This is a genomic window from Gilliamella sp. B14384G10 (genome assembly GCF_016101685.1).
GTDB classification, from domain to species: Bacteria; Pseudomonadota; Gammaproteobacteria; order Enterobacterales; family Orbaceae; genus Gilliamella; species Gilliamella apis_A.
The window spans coordinates 394,070-412,251 of the sequence record NZ_JACFQA010000001.1; the positions used below are offsets into that span (position 1 = coordinate 394,070).

At 33.6% G+C, this 18,182-nt stretch carries 18 protein-coding genes; 4 read left to right on the plus strand and 14 right to left on the minus strand.

Annotation, left to right across the window (positions count from 1 at the left end):
* Positions 1-143: 143 nt before the first annotated feature.
* From dgt to H3T54_RS01875, 7 genes are all read right to left on the minus strand, one after another.
* The gene (gene dgt, locus H3T54_RS01845) at positions 144-1,628 is read right to left on the minus strand and encodes a dGTPase (protein ID WP_198220599.1); all 1,485 of its coding nucleotides are present in this window, start codon (positions 1,626-1,628) and stop codon (positions 144-146) included.
* Between the two features lie 23 nt (positions 1,629-1,651).
* Complete coding sequence (gene purK / locus H3T54_RS01850; RefSeq protein ID WP_198221123.1) at positions 1,652-2,716, minus strand: 5-(carboxyamino)imidazole ribonucleotide synthase; 1,065 nt, start codon at positions 2,714-2,716, stop codon at positions 1,652-1,654.
* 7 nt (positions 2,717-2,723) lie between these two features.
* Entirely contained in the window at positions 2,724-3,224 is a 501-nt protein-coding gene (gene purE / locus H3T54_RS01855; RefSeq protein ID WP_198200399.1) for a 5-(carboxyamino)imidazole ribonucleotide mutase, read from the minus strand.
* 201 nt (positions 3,225-3,425) lie between these two features.
* Positions 3,426-3,776 (minus strand): RidA family protein, encoded by a 351-nt coding sequence (locus H3T54_RS01860; protein ID WP_086359936.1) that lies wholly within the window; start codon positions 3,774-3,776, stop codon positions 3,426-3,428.
* A 24-nt stretch (positions 3,777-3,800) separates the two neighbouring features.
* Entirely contained in the window at positions 3,801-5,804 is a 2,004-nt protein-coding gene (uvrB, locus tag H3T54_RS01865) for an excinuclease ABC subunit UvrB (RefSeq protein ID WP_086364025.1), read from the minus strand.
* A 395-nt stretch (positions 5,805-6,199) separates the two neighbouring features.
* The gene (gene modF / locus H3T54_RS01870; protein ID WP_198220601.1) at positions 6,200-7,660 is read right to left on the minus strand and encodes a molybdate ABC transporter ATP-binding protein ModF; all 1,461 of its coding nucleotides are present in this window, start codon (positions 7,658-7,660) and stop codon (positions 6,200-6,202) included.
* Between the two features lie 15 nt (positions 7,661-7,675).
* Positions 7,676-8,452: a TOBE domain-containing protein gene (locus tag H3T54_RS01875; RefSeq protein WP_198220603.1), complete on the minus strand. Its 777-nt coding sequence runs from the start codon at positions 8,450-8,452 to the stop codon at positions 7,676-7,678.
* Positions 8,453-8,648: 196 nt separating this feature from the next.
* On the opposite strand from H3T54_RS01875, the gene modA reads away from it, so the two are divergent.
* Genes modA through modC form a run of 3 tightly spaced genes read left to right on the plus strand, consistent with a single transcriptional unit; the run spans position 8,649 to position 10,802 of the window.
* Positions 8,649-9,413: a molybdate ABC transporter substrate-binding protein gene (gene modA, locus H3T54_RS01880; protein WP_370527330.1), complete on the plus strand. Its 765-nt coding sequence runs from the start codon at positions 8,649-8,651 to the stop codon at positions 9,411-9,413.
* 12 nt (positions 9,414-9,425) lie between these two features.
* The gene (gene modB, locus H3T54_RS01885; protein ID WP_065651810.1) at positions 9,426-10,115 is read left to right on the plus strand and encodes a molybdate ABC transporter permease subunit; all 690 of its coding nucleotides are present in this window, start codon (positions 9,426-9,428) and stop codon (positions 10,113-10,115) included.
* Positions 10,116-10,121: 6 nt separating this feature from the next.
* Complete coding sequence (gene modC, locus H3T54_RS01890; RefSeq protein WP_086364029.1) at positions 10,122-10,802, plus strand: molybdenum ABC transporter ATP-binding protein; 681 nt, start codon at positions 10,122-10,124, stop codon at positions 10,800-10,802.
* On the opposite strand, the gene H3T54_RS01895 is transcribed toward modC, so the two are convergent.
* The 4 genes from H3T54_RS01895 to H3T54_RS01910 form a co-directional block, all read right to left on the minus strand.
* Positions 10,781-11,533 (minus strand): UDP-2,3-diacylglucosamine diphosphatase, encoded by a 753-nt coding sequence (locus H3T54_RS01895; RefSeq protein WP_086364030.1) that lies wholly within the window; start codon positions 11,531-11,533, stop codon positions 10,781-10,783. The two genes, modC and H3T54_RS01895, sit on opposite strands and share 22 nt — an antisense overlap.
* Positions 11,526-12,017, minus strand: coding sequence for a peptidylprolyl isomerase B (gene ppiB / locus H3T54_RS01900; protein ID WP_110447507.1), 492 nt, complete (start codon positions 12,015-12,017; stop codon positions 11,526-11,528). The genes H3T54_RS01895 and ppiB overlap by 8 nt, the downstream gene beginning before the upstream one ends.
* A 70-nt stretch (positions 12,018-12,087) precedes the next feature.
* A complete protein-coding gene (gene folD, locus H3T54_RS01905; protein ID WP_110447506.1) occupies positions 12,088-12,939 on the minus strand; it encodes a bifunctional methylenetetrahydrofolate dehydrogenase/methenyltetrahydrofolate cyclohydrolase FolD in 852 nt (283 codons plus the stop codon).
* Between the two features lie 70 nt (positions 12,940-13,009).
* The gene (locus H3T54_RS01910) at positions 13,010-13,702 is read right to left on the minus strand and encodes a DUF2884 family protein (RefSeq protein ID WP_198220607.1); all 693 of its coding nucleotides are present in this window, start codon (positions 13,700-13,702) and stop codon (positions 13,010-13,012) included.
* Positions 13,703-13,983: 281 nt separating this feature from the next.
* On the opposite strand from H3T54_RS01910, the gene H3T54_RS01915 reads away from it, so the two are divergent.
* Positions 13,984-14,250 (plus strand): GrxA family glutaredoxin, encoded by a 267-nt coding sequence (locus H3T54_RS01915; RefSeq protein ID WP_065579308.1) that lies wholly within the window; start codon positions 13,984-13,986, stop codon positions 14,248-14,250.
* A gap of 52 nt (positions 14,251-14,302) precedes the next feature.
* Here H3T54_RS01915 and tsaB read toward each other — a convergent pair whose 3' ends face one another.
* The 3 genes from tsaB to H3T54_RS01930 all read right to left on the minus strand — a co-directional run bounded on the left by tsaB (position 14,303) and on the right by H3T54_RS01930 (position 18,180).
* Complete coding sequence (gene tsaB / locus H3T54_RS01920; protein WP_198220609.1) at positions 14,303-14,983, minus strand: tRNA (adenosine(37)-N6)-threonylcarbamoyltransferase complex dimerization subunit type 1 TsaB; 681 nt, start codon at positions 14,981-14,983, stop codon at positions 14,303-14,305.
* Complete coding sequence (locus H3T54_RS12020; RefSeq protein WP_198220611.1) at positions 14,980-16,914, minus strand: ATP-dependent DNA helicase; 1,935 nt, start codon at positions 16,912-16,914, stop codon at positions 14,980-14,982. Before H3T54_RS12020 ends, tsaB begins: the two co-directional genes overlap by 4 nt.
* Before the next feature lie 291 nt (positions 16,915-17,205).
* A complete protein-coding gene (locus tag H3T54_RS01930; RefSeq protein ID WP_198220613.1) occupies positions 17,206-18,180 on the minus strand; it encodes a glycosyltransferase in 975 nt (324 codons plus the stop codon).
* Positions 18,181-18,182: the final 2 nt, after the last annotated feature.

The following is an 18,182-nucleotide window of genomic DNA, read 5'->3' on the forward strand; positions in this document are numbered from 1 at the left end:
AATATTTGCTATTTTTAAAATTGGTTGGTAATTATTGTTAAGTAAAAAATTTTGAGGAAAGGGGTTTTTAAAGATAAAAATAAGCTTTCTATCGCACCAATTTGGTGCTTATGCCTATTTTTGGTGCCGATAGATATTAATAATCAGAATGTTACCATTAGTTTGCGATATTCGTCATAAGCAAAATGATCAGTCATACCACTAATATAGTCTTGAATTAACCGGCAACGATAATAAAATTCCCAACATTTAAAGTTACAATGCCCTTTGTCCAATGATGCAATAGCTTGTTGATAAGCAACACAATGTTTTGCCGATAATTTATGATACAACCTTGTTTCGATAGGATAGTTTTTATGATTACTTGTTTTGGCTAAGTTAATAAAATCTTCTGTTGACATATTTAGCAGTGGACTATAAATATCTAATAAACCAGTGATTATTCTATAACCTTGTAATTCAATATTTTCAACCATCTCATGATTAAAAATATGTTCAAATCCAACTGTTTTAAATATATTCAGTAATTTATACTCAGCTTCATGATCTTCAAGTAAAGCATGATTAAATGAACCATGATAGATTGTTTCAATGTTTTCAATGAATCGTTCTGCCGCATGTGGTACCAATTTAGCAATAGTATTTACCCGTAAATACATAAAGAATTGGTCAATACCTATCGCTTCAAATTCATTTTTTTTCAAATTGTCATAAGGTTTATTAACAACTTCATCAAATAAATCACCTTTTTTAACTGGGCCCCATGCTTCTTTTAAATAGTGATAAAGCTGTTGCACAGTCAAAATTTTCTTTTCTACAGCATCTTCCAGATCGGCAATACAGTAGGAAATATCATCCGCAGCTTCCATAATATAAGTAAGAGGATAGCGGTGAAATGGTTGAATATCCAGTTGCTGTGATAATTCATTAACAAAAGATTCTTCAGACAGATAGTATCCAGGTTTTTTCATCAAATAACTGAACTCATCTGGAATATCATTAGACCAATAAGCAGGTTTGGAATATTTTAGAATTGAAGCAATTTGTGAATAGGTCAAGTTAAGTCGTAGAATAGTATGAACTAATCTAATCGCTTGGGCATTACCTTCAAAATTTGCAAGATCTTGGCGAATTTTTAATTTTAATGATTTGAGTGATTGTGCATCGCTCTCATTAATATTAAGTATTGGGTAGCTTGAATCTTTATTAATTCCCAAACGCGCATTAAACCACTGATTGATCGCAGCTTCACCAAAATGGCCAAATGGTGGATTACCAATATCATGCATTAAACAAGCCATTTCAACTAAGCTTTCTATAGACATGACGGATTTATCTAGGCCAAACGTCTTTAATTTTCCAGAGAGACTAAGACGATTGACAATCTCCTTGACGATATAACGACCAACTTGTTGTACTTCCATTGAATGAGTAAGCCGAGTTCGCACAACAGAATTACGCTCTAAAGGAAATACTTGCGTTTTCTGCTGTAAACGCCGTATAGCTGCTGAATTAAGAATGCGACCACGATCACTTTCAAAAAAACGCAAGACAGAATATTCATCAGATGCTTGTCGTTGTTTACTGGCATATCGTTGATAATTAATTTTTTTATTAAAATCGATCATATCGCAACCTGAGGTTCAATCAGCTATAATTTCTGTTTTGCCCACTCGATTGGTGAACCATATTCTGCTGGTAACATAGAATCAAGTTGATTTAAGGCTTCAATCAATTTTTGGCGATGTTGATGGCTTAAATTGATATGACCAACTTTACGCCCAACTCTTACTTCTTTTTCATACCAATGCAAATGAACTAAATCTACCGCTAACCAATTAATGTTGAATTCGGTACCAATTAAATTCACCATCACTGATGGACAAAAAACATCTGGTTTAGGTAACGGTAAATCTAAAATAGCCCGTAAATGTAATTCAAACTGGCTAATAGAAGCACCGTTTTGCGTCCAATGGCCACTATTATGTACCCTTGGGGCCAATTCGTTAATTAATAAGCTATCACCAATGACAAAACATTCCATTGCCATAACACCAACATAATTAAGTTTATGCATAATCTTTGCTAGCATCTGCTCAGCGCTTATCTGTAATGTCTCATTTTCACATGGGATAGCAACACTCATTTTTAATATCCCATCTTGATGCAAATTATTAGTCAAAGGATAAAAAACTGTTTCCCCTTTGGCATTTCGAGCCCCAACCAACGACACCTCTTTTTCAAAAGGAATGGCTTGTTCAACAATAGCATTTTCATAAACGTCATTTGGCACAGTGATGTCATCACCTACTGAAAGTCGCCATTGCCCACGACCATCATAACCACCGGATCGACGCTTAACAATTAGTAAATCACCTAATTTTTCAAAAAAACTCGGCCAATCATACTGATTTTTAACAGCAAACCATTTAGCTGTTGGTAATTTCAGTTCATCAAGTAGCTGTTTTTGAGTTAAACGGTCCGCAATAATAGGAAATACATCTCGATTAACAAACTGAGGATGACTAGCTAAAATTTGCGTAAATTGCGTTTCAGGCCAACGTTCAATTTCAGCAGTAATAACAGAATTTTGATAAGGAATTGATGCCGGTTCAACATCTAGTCCTACAGGATAAACATGAATACCTAATGGTTCACCTGCCTGTCGAAGCATACGCCCTAACTGGCCATTTCCTAATACACAAACAGATCGAATTGTCATATTATATCGCTACTCTCGGATCAGGATTATTTAAAACTTCATCAGTTTGACTCAATCGCCAATTAGATAAACGTTGATAAATTTCTTGGTTATGTAATGCCAGAATTTGCGCAGCTAATAAGGCTGCATTTGCAGCTCCAGCTTTACCAATAGCTAAAGTTCCAACAGGAATGCCTTTTGGCATTTGCACGATTGAATAAAGACTATCTACACCACTTAATGCTGCACTTTGAACCGGCACGCCTAAAACAGGAACTAAGGTTTTTGCTGCTAACATCCCCGGTAGATGAGCTGCACCGCCTGCACCAGCGATGATAACATCAAAGCCTTTTGTTTTAGCATTTTCAGCAAATTCGAATAATTTATCTGGAGTACGATGGGCAGAAATAATTTCAACATGATAAGTAATGGCTAAAGTATCTAAAATATCAGCAGCATGCTGCATAGTAGCCCAATCACTTTTCGACCCCATTACAATGGCAATTTTTGGTTGAGTATGCATAGATGATTATAAGGAGATGTAAATATTAAGTGTCGAAAGTATACACTAAAATTCGCTAAATGGGATAGCAAGAACTATGACTTCTTATCAATAAGTTTAACTCAATATTCGGACAATTTAAGCTAATGCATAAATAAAACAGTTAATTTCATAATACAACGTTATTAAATCCGCCAATATATGGCGGATAATCATATAAATTTATGAATTAACGGCAGCAACGATTTTAATTTCAATCAAATACTCTTTTTTCATTAATCCTGCCTGAACAGTACAACGAACTGGAGCTTTCCCTTTCACTACCCATTCATCCCAAGCTTTGTTCATGGCTGGAAAATCACTTTTATTTACCAAAAAAAGGGTTGCATCTAAAATGCGACTTTTATCACTATTCGCTCTTGCTAAAATTTTATCTATTTCAGCTAAGGCACTTTGGGTTTGCGTATAAGCATCATCACGCAAATCTGTTGGTACGCTTGTATAATAGATCACATTATTATGGATCACCGCTTCCGACCATCTATCTTCGGGATCTATACGAGTAATTGTCATTATATTTTCCTTAAAAACTTTTTATTAAGATACTTTGATGAAATCAGCTCGTAATTTTTTGATCTCATCACGTAAAACACCTGCTTTTTCAAATTCTAGATTTTGGGCGGCTTCATACATCATAGCTTCAAGCTCTTTAACTCTTGCTTGAACTTCTTTGACCGAAACATAATTATACTGTCCACCTGGTTCAAAAGCTTGTACTTTAGCCGTAGCTTTTTTCGTGCTCAAACCAGCATCTAAAACATCTTTAATTTCTTTACGTACTGATTTTGGTGTAATACCATGAGCTTCATTAAAATCTTCTTGTTTTTTACGACGGCGCGCTGTTTCGTCGATCGTTTTCTGCATAGCCGGAGTAATTTTATCGGCGTATAAAATCGCTTTACCATTTACATTTCGAGCTGCACGACCAACCGTTTGGATTAATGAACTTTCTGAACGCAAAAAGCCTTCTCGGTCAGCATCTAAAATTGCAATTAATGATACTTCGGGAATATCCAATCCTTCACGTAATAAGTTGATACCTACTAACACATCAACCTTACCAAGACGAAGATCGCGTATAATTTCCATTCGTTCAACGGTATTAATATCCGAATGCAAATATTTAACATTAACATTATGTTCAGATAAATAATCAGTTAAGTTTTCAGCCATACGTTTAGTCAAAGTGGTGACTAATACTCGTTCATCTTGATTTATTCTCACTTTAATTTCAGATAATAGATCATCAACTTGAGTAGCTACCGGCCTAACCTCAATAATTGGATCTAATAAGCCTGTAGGTCTAACAACCTGCTCGATAATTTCACCACCCGATTTTTCAATTTCATATTTAGCTGGTGTTGCTGAAACATAAATTGTTTGTGGCATTATGTTTTCAAATTCTGAAAATTTTAGTGGTCGATTATCTAATGCTGATGGTAAACGAAAACCGTATTCAACTAAATTAAGTTTCCGTGATCTATCACCATTATACATCGCCCCTAATTGCGGAATTGCCACATGAGATTCATCAATAAATAATAATCCGTCAGCCGGCAAATAATCAAATAATGTTGCTGGCGGATCTCCTGCTTTACGTTGAGCTAAATATCGGGAATAATTTTCGATTCCTGAACAGTAACCAAGTTCAGTCATCATCTCTATATCAAATAGAGTCCGCTGAGTTAATCGTTGTTCTTCTAAAAGTCGATTATTATCCAACAAAACTTTTTGGCGTTCTTGAAGCTCTTGCTTAATTTCAGCAATCGCATTGTCCATAATATTTCTTGGGGTGACATAGTGCGTTTTGGGATAAATTGTAATACGAGGTACCTCATTAATCGCATTACCAGTTAATGGATCAAACATAACTATCCGTTCAACTTCATCATCAAAAAGCTCAACACGTACAGCTAGTTCATCAGAATCAGCAGGAAATATATCAATAACATCACCTCGTACCCGAAACGTACCACGACTAAAACCAATTTCATTACGTGTATATTGTAATTCCGCTAAACGCGTTAAGATTGAACGCTGATCAGTGATGGTACCTCTTGCCAAATGTAAAATCATGGACATATAAGTTTCAGGCGCACCTAATCCATATATAGCAGACACTGAAGCCACAATCACTACATCACGGCGTTCTAATAACGATTTAGTAGCCGATAAACGCATTTGCTCAATATGCTCGTTAATTGAGGCATCTTTCTCAATAAATGTGTCTGTAGAAGGCACATATGATTCTGGTTGATAATAATCATAGTAAGACACAAAATATTCCACTGCATTATCTGGAAAGAATGCTTTCATTTCACCATATAACTGCGCCGCCAAAGTTTTATTAGGTGCTAAAATAATAGTTGGGCGATTATGCTTGGCAATGACATTGGCCATAGTAAATGTTTTACCTGAGCCTGTAACACCTAATAATGTTTGATGCGCTATCCCATCATCAAGATTTTGATTTATCCGATCAATTGCCGCAGGCTGATCACCAGCAGGTTTAAAATCAGAACATAATTTAAATTTTCTCATTACTCGCAACCTAAAATTTTACCTATTAATAAAAATTATCCCCAAAAACACTTGACCTTTAGAAATGTTATATTTTTTGCTCAGTTAAGCTAAAAGAATGTAAAGGCGTCTTAACAAACAACCCTTGATTTATTATAACCAATTGATATATATAAATATTTAAAATCATGCTTAAGTTGTAATCAAATCAAATAAAAACCTGATGAACATTGAGGTTAACACACTTTTCAATAAACTACTCACAGACTTATCCACAGGCATAGGGGATAACTTGCTAAGTATAGTCAATATAAACTTTTTTCCGGATTTTGACTAAATTTCGCACAGTTTTAAAAATTTTTTTTATTGGTTGTTTCTATTTTTAAAACTTAGTTTAATAGTTTTTGTCTAAGAAATTATTTCATACTTTCTATTTTGTATTGATAGCCAACAGGCTCATTAGGCACAAAAGTTAATCGATGAGTGATGCATTTTGGCGCATCTTCTGTATGATGGGAAACAAACAATAATTGTGTATTACCTCTATCAATTAAATTATCAATCCAACTTTTGACCAGTTCACGATTCAAATAATCTAGTCCCTGTAATGGTTCATCTAAAATAAGTAGCGTTGGGTGTTTAACTAAAGCCCTAGCAATTAGGACTAAACGTTGCAAACCCCATGAAAGCGATTGAAATGGTTTCTCTGCTAACTCCGTTAAATCCAATAATTGCAACCACTGTTTAACTAATTTTAATTGTTTATCACTGGGGGCTTGATATAAGCCAATTGAATCAAAATAACCCGATGCCAATACATTTTCTACACTTAAACTAATTCGGTAATCAAGATGAAAACTACTACTTACATAGCCAATATGACGCTTGATATCCCATATGGTTTCACCTGAGCCTCGTTTACGTCCAAATAGTGTTAAGTCATTACTATAACCTTGAGGATGATCACCTGTTATTAAACTGAGTAATGTGGATTTACCTGCTCCATTTGGGCCAATAATTTGCCAATTTTCATTAGCTCTAACTTGCCAACTTAATCCATTAATAATTGCTTTACCATCATATTGAACAAAACCATTATTTAAAATAATCCGATCTAAATCGTTAGGTAATGGCACAGAAATTTCATCTGGATCTGGTAAAGTAAAATTAGATAAATGTTCTAAATTAGCAAGTTGTTTGACGGCTACGTCATCTAATATGGTGTCTTTTGTGCCATATTTCAATAGCTGACAATTAGCCAGTAATCCAATATATTTAACAAATAGCGGAATTTCATTAAAACGATTTAATACCATTACAATAGTAATATTTTGTTTTGATAGTTGGCTAAGTATTTCAGCTAAATTAGCTCGAGAAGCAACATCTAAACCATCAAATGGCTCATCTAAAATTAATAGTTCAGGTTTACTCATTAATGTGCGACAAATTAAGGTTTTACGTGTTTCTCCAGTGGAAAGATATTTAAAACGACGATTTAAAAGATGTGCTATACCAAATTGTAATGCTAAATTTTCACAAAGCGTTTGATCTTGATTATATTCTTGAATAATCTCAGACGTAGTTAATCCAGTATCATCTTCTTTATCACTTAGCATGTCAGTATTATTTCGTTTCCATTCATCATCGATTATTTTTTGTAAGTACTCAAAGGAGATGTGGGCAATTGATTTAAAACGATTAATTACTTTCCCAGATAATATTGTTTGATCACCAGCTAACGCTTTGGCTAATATTGATTTACCCGATCCATTTCGGCCGACAAAAGCAACAATATCGCCAGCATTAATCATCAAAGATTCGATAGTAAAAACGCGGAAATCACTAATTTTATATATTGTATTTTCAATTTGTAACATAAATACCTCAAATGACTAAACTAATGTGGCAATGATAATATGCTGAGGATCGATAGATATGGTTGTTTGCTGACCTTCAATTAACTTTACACGATTAACCTCGCTGGTTAATTTGCTTGCGTAAAGTATCATTCCTGATGGTAATGAAAATGAAATTTCAGATAACTGACCATCAGTGACTATTTTTTCTACTTGAACCGTTAATTGATTTTCATTTAAATCATTCAATTCAATCAAAGGTGCTTTGATAAGTAATAGCACAGTTTTATTAATATCTATTTTTAGGCGTTCAACACTTTGCTGAGTAATATAAGCTTTTAGTTCTGTTTGATTATCATTCAATTTAACCTTTACAAATCCGGCAATATTATTGGTTTCAATACTTACAACACTGCCATAAATTTGATTACGAGCACTGGTTTGCAATGATAATTTAGCAGTAATTTTTAAAATATCATCCAACGGAATATTGTCATTATTTAAAATATTAAATGCATTATACTGTAGCTGAGTTAATAGATCATAAAGCTGTATAAATCTAACTGCGTAAGCACTAAGCTTGGTACCTCCACCATTTTTTCCTCCCGTAACAGTAATCAAAAAGGGTTTTGGCGCCAAACTATTGATTTCATTAACCGCATCCCATGCTGTTTTATAACTTATACCGATTTGTTTGGCGGCTTGACTTAATGAGCCAGTTTGCTCTATCGCTTTTAGTAAGGCAATTCGCCTTGGGTCAGTAAATAGTTGCTGATTTAAGTTTAAAGTTAATAAAATTTCTGCTGACAACATTACTTCGTGCCTTATTAGATTTAATAAACCATTATTAATGGTAATGTTGTTCTATTGTAGACGTTTTTTTATTTTTCACCAAAAATTGTCCTCATATCGTTTTATGATCAATAAAATTTCGCTAACGAGTAAAGATTAATTGTACATTATAGGTAAAGTTTGATAGCATCGTTATGTATTATATTATATAACGAGTATGAAAAATAACATGGAAAGAATCATTGCATTACTACTATCATTAACAACTTTACTTGTCAGCTTATCAGCAACAGCCAGTCAAAAAATTACAGTATTTGCTGCAGCCTCATTGACGAATGCAATGCAAGATATCGCAACTAGTTATAAAAAAGAGCATAAAGATACCGAAATCGTATTTTCATTTGCTTCTTCTTCAGTATTAGCTAAACAAATTGAACAAGGTGCTCCTGCAGATATTTTTATGTCAGCAGATCAAAAATGGATGAATTATCTTATTGAACATAAAATTACAACAGAAAAACAAAATTTGTTAAAAAACGGCTTAGTTTTAATAGCGCCAAAACAATCTAAATTAGACAAAGTAGATATCAATGCAGAGACTAACTGGCAAACAATTTTACCCAAAGGCGAAAGATTAGCTGTCGGTGATCCTGACCATGTCCCTGCGGGACTTTATGCTAAAGAGTCTTTAACTAATTTAGGCGTATTTGATAAATTGTTACCACAAATGGCTCCAGCAAGTAATGTTCGTGATGCGTTAATGTTAGTTGAACGCAATGAAGCTACATTAGGGATTGTGTATAGCACTGATGCAAAAGTAAGTGATAAAGTGAAGATCGTTGGTAATTTTCCTGCCGATACATTTAAAGCTATTGAATATCCAATAACATTATTGAAACCTGAAGCAAAAGAGTTTTATCAATATTTAAATTCACAAACAGCACAAAATATTTTCCAAAAATATGGTTTTTTAACTAAATAGTATTTTGAAAAGATGATATTAACTGAATTTGAATGGCAAACATTGCTGCTAAGCTTAAAAATAGCTGGAGCAGCAATAATCTTTAGCCTACCATTAGGGATCTTAACTGCTTGGATTTTAGCAAGATGTCAATTCATAGGTAAATCATTGTTTGATAGTATTGTTCATCTTCCATTAGTTTTACCGCCTGTTGTTTTAGGCTATCTACTACTTTTGACGATGGGACGTCATGGTATTATTGGTGAATGGCTAAATAACTATTTCCATCTCAGTTTCAGTTTTAATTGGCAAGGTGCTGCCTTAGCCTCTGCTGTGGTGGCATTCCCTCTTATGGTCAGATCGATTCGATTAGCGATTGAATCAATTGATTCAAGATTAGAAAAAGTCGCAAGAACCCTTGGCGCTAAACCATTTCGTGTTTTTATGACCATTACTTTACCATTAGCATTTCCGGGCATTTTAATGGGAACCGTACTTGGTTTCGCGCGTTGTCTAGGTGAATTTGGCGCAACAATTACCTTCGTTTCAAATATTCAAGGTGAAACTCGTACAATTCCTTTGGCTATGTATACCTTATTACAGATCCCTGATGGCGAGTCCGGTGCATTACGGCTTTGCATTGTTTCGATAGTATTATCATTAATTGCCTTATTTTTATCAGAAATGCTTAATCGTTGGCATAAAAAGAAGTTAACAGGATAGTTCGTCATGTTAAATATAAATGTGAGCAAAAAACTCGCCTCGTATGCTTTCCAGTTTAAACATGAAATTCACTGTCATGGCGTGACGGCAATTTTAGGTGTCTCCGGTTCAGGGAAATCAACACTGATTAACCTTATTAATGGTTTGATTAAACCAGATATCGGTTATATTAAACTAAATCAAACTACTTTGGTTGATACTGAAAAAGGAATTTTTACAACCCCAGAAAAAAGACAAATTGGTACTGTCTTTCAAGATGCATTGCTTTTTCCCCATTATAAAGTTTTAAAAAACTTAACTTATGGTGCAAAATCATTGAATACAGAAAGATTTGACGAAATAGTTTCGGTACTCAACATTGGTTCACTTCTTAATCGTTATCCAGCAATGTTATCGGGTGGTGAGAAACAACGTGTTGCCATTGGTCGAGCGCTATTAGCTGAACCAAAATTATTACTAATGGATGAACCACTCTCAGCTTTAGATATGCCTCGTAAAAAAGAGCTATTAAGTTATATTGATAAACTAGTAAATGATCTCAATATCCCTATTGTTTATGTAACGCACAATATCAATGAAGTTAAACGCATTGCACAACACGTAGCGGTTTTAGAGCAAGGGAAATTACAAACCTATGGTGATACTGAACAAATTCTACAAAGTGATTATTTGAAAGAGTGGTTATAAAGTTCTAAAGTAGCGCTATTTTTTTCTTGTTTTATATACGAAATGCCATCATGCCAAGCGCCTAACACAATTCTAGTTGCTGGCTCGTCATTAATATAAAGATGATGTGTAGCAGGTTTATGTGTATGTCCATGAACCATAATACTAGCGTTATTAGCAATCATCATATCAATGACAGCTTTTGGATTTACATCCATAATAGTTTCAGATTTGATTTGATTATGCTGGCTGCTCTCTTTGCGTAATTTAGTGGCAATTTTTAAACGTATTTTTAATGGCAGTAATAGAAATAATTTTTGTAGCCATTTTTTATGCATGATTTTACGGAATTTTTGATATTGAGGATCATCAATGCAAAGCAAATCACCATGCAGAAATACAATATTTTTATTCTGATTAACTAAACAATTAATATCGCTTAATAAATTCATATCACAGCGTTTAGCGTAATGCTTACCAATCAAAAAATCACGGTTCCCATGTACAAAGAATTTTTTAATATGGCGTAAGGTGAGTTCTTTTAAAGCATCAGCAATTTGATTATGTAATATTGACTGTACATCATCACCTACCCAATAATCGAATAAATCACCAAGTATATAAAGCTCACATTGATTAGGTAATTGCTTAAGAAAAGACAAAAAACCTGCTGTTATATCAAAATGATCTACAGCAGGCTGATTGTCTGCAAGATGAATATCTGCAATAAAAAAACGAACCGGATTATTCAACCGTTACACTCTTAATTATGACATCTTCTACAGGAACATCAGAATGCATGCCACTACGACCAGTTTTAACCGCTTTAATCTTATCAACCACATCCATACCATCGACAACTTCAGCGAAAACACAATAACCATAGCCATTGATATCCGATGAGCGATAATTTAAATAATCATTATCAACGACATTGATAAAAAATTGTGCTGTAGCAGAATGAGGATCACTAGTACGAGCCATGGCTAATGTACCACGATTATTTTTTAAACCATTATCAGCTTCATTCTTAATTGGAGCTTTAGTTTTTTTCTGTTTCATACCTGGTTCAAAACCACCACCTTGAATCATAAAATTATTAATGACACGATGGAAAATGGTGTTGTTATAAAAACCTTCTTGGCAATATTCAACAAAATTTTTTACCGTTTCTGGAGCTTTGTCTTCAAAAGTATTAATCTTAATATCGCCTAATGAAGTATGAAATATAATCATAAAATGTTCCTTAATTTCATTTTATTACGTAAAAATTGTTAAAAAGGTGAGCAATATCTTTTTAATATGCTTACTCACTAAATCTTTCACATGCTTCTAATGTATTACTCATTAACATTGCTACCGTCATCGGCCCAACACCGCCAGGTACTGGCGTGATCCAGCCGGCTCGCTGGCTAGCAACATCAAATTCCACATCACCAACTAATTTCCCATCAGGTAAACGATTAATACCAACATCAATCACAATAGCACCCGGTTTTATCCATTCGCCTTTGACATAATTAGGTATACCGACACCAGCCACAACAATATCAGCATTACCAACATGCTTTGCTACATCCACTGTTCGACTATGGGTGATTGTGGTTGTGCATCCTAAAAGTAATAGTTCTAATGCCATAGGACGACCAACAATACTCGATGCACCAACAACTGTCGCATTTAAACCCGATAAATTAATACCGGTTGATTCTAACATCTTAACAACCCCATATGGTGTACATGGTCGTAGTATTGGATCACGTTGTAATAAATGGCCAATATTATAAGGATGAAAACCATCGACATCTTTACGAGGATCGATACGCTCTAGCACTTTAGTTTTATCAATATTATCCGGTAAAGGCAATTGAACTAAGATACCATGAACATCGGATCGTTGGTTCAATTCATCAATTAATGCTAATAATTCATCAGTGGTTGACGATGGAAAATCATAAGCAAAAGAAGCAAAACCAACATCATCACAAGCTTTTTGTTTATTTTTAACATAAATTTTCGAGGCAGGATCCGAACCAACTTGTATAACAGCCAAGCCGGGAACAGATAAACCTTGTTCAGTACGTTTTTTTACTTTTTGAGCAATTTCATTGCGTATTTGCAATGCTAACGCTTTGCCATCAATTATATTTGCAGTCATAAGCCGATTACTTCTTTTACCTGATGATTGTAGATAAGATATTCTCGCAAAAGTTTTGATTATTGTCTATTCACTTGTCGGCCGATTGACTAAGTTCTGTTAAAATCTGTTGATATTGTTGGTCAACATCCGTAATAACTGAGCAAATATGAGCATCAAAGGCTTTAAGTTTTGGTTTTTGAGCCTTCCATTCATTTTTCGAAATATCTTTAATAGCGGAGATGTTTTTAAATAAATTAAACTCTAAAATACTGCCGCCGATAACATTATAAAAAATACGTTCACCAATATCGTGCCCATCTTTTTTTAATTTATTAAAATTTTGATAATAAAATTTTGTGCTGCCATTCTCGCTAATAAGGGAACCATGTAATAGTTTCACTAATCTTTTATATAATTTATTTAATTCGCTATGTAGTTCACGATCATCACTCAACTTTTTGGTGATTGCCTGATCAAAAGCAACTTTTACTTCAGACAATAAGCTTAATGATTGCTGCTCTAGTTGAGGTAATTGTGAGCGTAAACCTTTTTGAAACTGATCAAGTTTTTTTCGCAATGATGGATTTAGTGATATTATTTTTTTATTCAATATCACCTGACCATCATTCATAATAGATAAATCATTAGATTTATTATATATATGGATATTGTCTTTATTTATTACAATGTCGTAACTTGGTTTTACAGGGCACTCTTTTTGTGCTGCAAACGTGGTTATCGATAAAGTTAATGACAAAATAAATATTATTTTTTTTAACATACTGACATCCATTTAATGGTTGAAATTAAAATTATAGCGAGTAATATCAAATTAGCACTATTTTTGAGGCTTAAAAAACCCCTTTCCTCAATATTTTTTTGTAATAACAGGTAAAATATTCAATAAAGTATCTAAATGATTAAAACGTATACCTTGCTAACTTTGCAAGCGTAATATCAATAGGTATAATCTATTATATCAACTAGATTTAACTACTTTTTTTTATTTAAAACTGAAGTATAGTTGATCCAACAATTAAATTTAACTATTAGAGGTGAACTATGTATGCTGTAATTTTCGGACGTCAAGGATGTCCATATTGTGTGCGAGCTAAAGAGTTAGCAGAAAAATTATCACAAGAACGAGATGATTTTTCATATCGTTACGTTGATATCAATGCTGAAGGTATTACCAAAGAAGATCTTTCAAAAAGTGTTGGTAAACCAGTTGAAACCGTACCCCAAATTTTTATTGACGAAAAACCAATTGGTGGTTGTACTGACTTTGAAGCTTATGCCAAAGCAAATTTGGGATTATTTCAAGAATAAGCAGTAAACCTAATTTCACAGCAGATAACGCATTTCGAGCGCTTATCTGCTGTTATCGACCTGGTAATTTTTGCCATGTAACTTCATTGCGCAAATATGTTGGCTCAACCTCTTCAACTTTAACCACTTCCTTTCTTAACCATTTTTGCTGGGCGATAACCACCAAATCTTGTGCTTCAGGTAACAACATTTCACTTGGTTTAATCATTGCTAACATATTAGGATAAGTTTGCCAACCTGTACCAGCCGAATAATCATTATTATCAATATTTTGGATTTTAGTTACCACATCTTCAGGTTTAATTACACATTCAGGAATGATCGTTTGCCATTGTTGATCTTGATAATGGTATTGTCCTAAATAGACTTCTCCCATTCTAGCGTCTATTGCTGGAATAACTTTAGTTGCACATTTAGTTCTATAAGCACCTTGTGCTAAAGTTTGCAATGTCGATACAGCTATCATTGGTACATCAATGCCGAGAGCTAAGCCTTGAGCTACTCCAATCCCTATTCGCACTCCAGTAAAGCTACCCGGACCTTGAGCAAAAGCAATTGCATCTAGTTGTGAAAGACTACACCCAGCTTGATGCAAAATATTATCAACCATAGGCAAGATTTTCTTGGTGTGATCTCGCTCTGAAATAATGAAATCATGAGTGATTTCATTTTGATAAAATAATGCGACTGAACAAGCTTCTGTTGAAGTATCAATGGCTAAAATAGTACTCATTTGTTTTCCAAATTATCGATTATCGATTCACTGTTAGATAATAAAAAATTGATGACCTTATTTATATCTCGCGTTCTTGGCGAAGGTGGTAAGCTATTAATAAATGTTGCGCCATATGGTCGCATGACTAATCGATTATCGCAAATAATAATTGCTCCACGATCATTGTGATGGCGAATTAATCGCCCTACTCCTTGTTTTAAGGTAATAACAGCTTCAGGTAATTGGACCTCATTAAATGCATCACCACCTTGCATTTGGCAATCTTCCATTCGAGCTTTAATTAAAGGCTCATCAGGTGAAGTAAAAGGTAATTTATCAATAATAACACAAGAAAGAATGTCACCTCTAACATCTATTCCTTCCCAAAAACTGCTAGTTGCAATTAATAGAGCGTTACCACTATGAATAAATTGTTCCAATAATTTTACTTTACTGGTATCACCTTGAACTAAAACAGGTAGTTTGGTTAATTCTCGAAACTGTGTCGCTAAGGCATTCATCATAGCATATGAAGTACAGAGGAAAAAACAGCGACCTTTGTTAGCTTCAATAACGGGTAATAAAATATCAACCAGTTTTTCAGCATTACCTTGTTCATTTGGTGATGGAATATAACGCGGCACACACATTATTGTCTGGTTGTTATAGTCGAAAGGACTTTCTAAAATCAATGAGTCAGAATTGGTTAACCCCAAACGTTTGGTGAAATAATCTAATTGATTATCAACGGATAAGGTTGCTGATGTAAAGATCCAGCTCCCTTTGCGCTCGATTAATAACTCTGCAAATTTTTCAGCTACCGACAATGGTGTTAATGCGAATAAAAAAGAACTATATGAGCTTTCATACCAATAACTAAAACCAGATACATGTGTTTCTGTTAGACGCTTTAACAATAGTTGATACTGGTTAACGCGATCAAAACAATTATCTAAGGTAGTAGAGCGCCCTATTGCTAATAAAAGAACTTCTTTGCAAAAATCAAGAGCATCAAATAAATAAGATAATTCTTGTTTAATTTTAGCTTGATTAAATAAATAACGTAGATTGCCTTTATTATTTTGCTGATTTATTAATAATCGTAAATCTTGGGTACATTTTTGTAGTTTATCAGCACATTGCTGTAACTGAGACATATCTTTGACTTCGGTTCGATAAGCTAAATTTATCTCTTTGGCTAAATCAAAAAGTTGTCGGCTGGTTAATTGTTCCCCAAAATAATGGCATGCTAAGTCTGGAAGTTGATGAGCTTCATCGAATATCATCACATCAGCTTTAGGAATCAATTCACCAAACCCTGTATCTTTTACCACTACATCCGCTAAAAACAGATGATGATTGACCACAACAATATCAGCATTTAATGCTCGCTTACGAGCTTTAACCACATAACAATCATTATAGTGCTCGCATTCACTTCCCAAACAATTATCATTAGTACTAGTTAAAATTGGCCAAATTGGATTATCTTCGGTTACCGTTGTACATTTACTAATATCACCGTCTTTGGTTTTAATTGACCAATTTTTGACACGGACAAGGTCTGTACGTAAATTCTTATCTAAATCACCGGCAGCTGCATATTGATGATACATACGTTCTAAACAGAGATAGTTGGCTCGACCTTTAAGAAGTGAAATTTTACCGGTATAGTCCAAAGCTTTTTTGATAATCGGCAAATCTTTACTATACAACTGTTCTTGCAAATTTTTTGAGCCAGTTGAGATAATGACTTTCTTTTCACTTCGTAATGCAGGAACTAAATAAGCAAAGGTCTTACCTGTACCGGTTCCCGCTTCAACTACCAGTGATTGTTGCGCTTGTATTGCTTTAGTGACTTTATTTGCCATCTGTCTTTGTGGCGATCTTGCAACAAAACCATCAATAGCTGTCGCAAGTAAACCATTTTCTGCAAAATCATCAATCACTTAAAATACACCTAATCAAAAGATAAGCCCTATTTATATCTTCTAGAAAATTTGTTAAAGAAATAATTAACGTTAGTAAAATATAACGTCCTCTTAAAATAGGCATGAAACAATAGTCATGAAATTGGATAATTAACCATCAAGACAACGAGGTATACTATACCAATAACCAAGGCAAAAATATATACATGAACTTTAACTATAAATAAAAAGCTTAATTAGAAATAGATTGAAATTTTTCTAATCTATTAACTAAATAAGCTTGAAAGAAACAAAATTATTAACCTAATATTATTTTTTAAATTTAGTTTTCAAATAAATAATATAATGTTTTATTCCTGCTAGATATTTCTTTTGCCTAAACATTAATTTTGCATAAGCACGGATTGAAGAAGTCTTTTTAGGACAATACAATGGTAAATTATCATTTCGCCATGGTGATTTTTCTAAATAAGAATCAAATAATTTCGAACGATACGGTTGGTGCCAAGGCTTATTTTTAGTAATGTAATGGATAAATATTGTTCCGTTAGGAACATTTGCATCGTCATTTCCATTAATTGATAATGCCAATAAATTATTAAATTTTCTTGGTAATATTAGCCTTTTTTGACCAACACAAATATTTAAAACATCTTGATCGGGATATTGATATTTTTCGCCGCTATTTAATAATCTTAATGTTTTATCTGTAATTTCTTCTTCACACCAAAGTGAAATATTAATTAACATAACCCCAGAGTTAAAATAAGTGCCCGGAACCACGTTATATTTAGCACATTGAGTTTGTTGCATATATGGAACATCTGCAATAGCCGCGACGATAATTTCTTTTAAATCAATGTGATCAATATCTGCCAAACTGTTAATACATAATGTATCACTATCAACATAGAGTAATTTATCAGTAGTATTTTTTAGTATTATTGGCGCTATTAAGCGAACACAGGCTGAAAGTGGAAATTGTTCGGTATTTTGTTCATCTATTTTAAATTCATCATTAATCACATATTCAGTTATTGCTATGTTATCAAATTTAATTCCGCTAAATTTACGTCTATTTTCATCGGAAAGATTGTGCGTAAATAAATGAAAATGGATCTGCTGTAAAGGATTACTCTCAACAATAGAAAAAATATTTACTCCAGCAGGCAAAGCATAATTATCATCAAAACATAATAAAATATCTAATATAGATTGGTTATTATCAAAATCACATGACAAAAACTCATTTCTTTTATTAATGAATTTATCGATTTGAATCACAA

Bases quoted from the DNA above. Each gene is read 5' to 3' on its own strand.
- dgt (WP_198220599.1), bottom strand. From the start codon at position 1,628: ATGATCGATTTTAATAAAAAAATTAATTATCAACGATATGCCAGTAAA.
- purE (WP_198200399.1), bottom strand. From the start codon at position 3,224: ATGCATACTCAACCAAAAATTGCCATTGTAATGGGGTCGAAAAGTGAT.
- H3T54_RS01860 (WP_086359936.1), bottom strand. From the start codon at position 3,776: ATGACAATTACTCGTATAGATCCCGAAGATAGATGGTCGGAAGCGGTG.
- uvrB (WP_086364025.1), bottom strand. From the start codon at position 5,804: ATGAGAAAATTTAAATTATGTTCTGATTTTAAACCTGCTGGTGATCAG.
- modF (WP_198220601.1), bottom strand. From the start codon at position 7,660: ATGTTACAAATTGAAAATACAATATATAAAATTAGTGATTTCCGCGTT.
- H3T54_RS01875 (WP_198220603.1), bottom strand. From the start codon at position 8,452: ATGTTGTCAGCAGAAATTTTATTAACTTTAAACTTAAATCAGCAACTA.
- modA (WP_370527330.1), top strand. From the start codon at position 8,649: ATGAAAAATAACATGGAAAGAATCATTGCATTACTACTATCATTAACA.
- modB (WP_065651810.1), top strand. From the start codon at position 9,426: ATGATATTAACTGAATTTGAATGGCAAACATTGCTGCTAAGCTTAAAA.
- modC (WP_086364029.1), top strand. From the start codon at position 10,122: ATGTTAAATATAAATGTGAGCAAAAAACTCGCCTCGTATGCTTTCCAG.
- ppiB (WP_110447507.1), bottom strand. From the start codon at position 12,017: ATGATTATATTTCATACTTCATTAGGCGATATTAAGATTAATACTTTT.
- folD (WP_110447506.1), bottom strand. From the start codon at position 12,939: ATGACTGCAAATATAATTGATGGCAAAGCGTTAGCATTGCAAATACGC.
- H3T54_RS01910 (WP_198220607.1), bottom strand. From the start codon at position 13,702: ATGTTAAAAAAAATAATATTTATTTTGTCATTAACTTTATCGATAACC.
- H3T54_RS01915 (WP_065579308.1), top strand. From the start codon at position 13,984: ATGTATGCTGTAATTTTCGGACGTCAAGGATGTCCATATTGTGTGCGA.
- tsaB (WP_198220609.1), bottom strand. From the start codon at position 14,983: ATGAGTACTATTTTAGCCATTGATACTTCAACAGAAGCTTGTTCAGTC.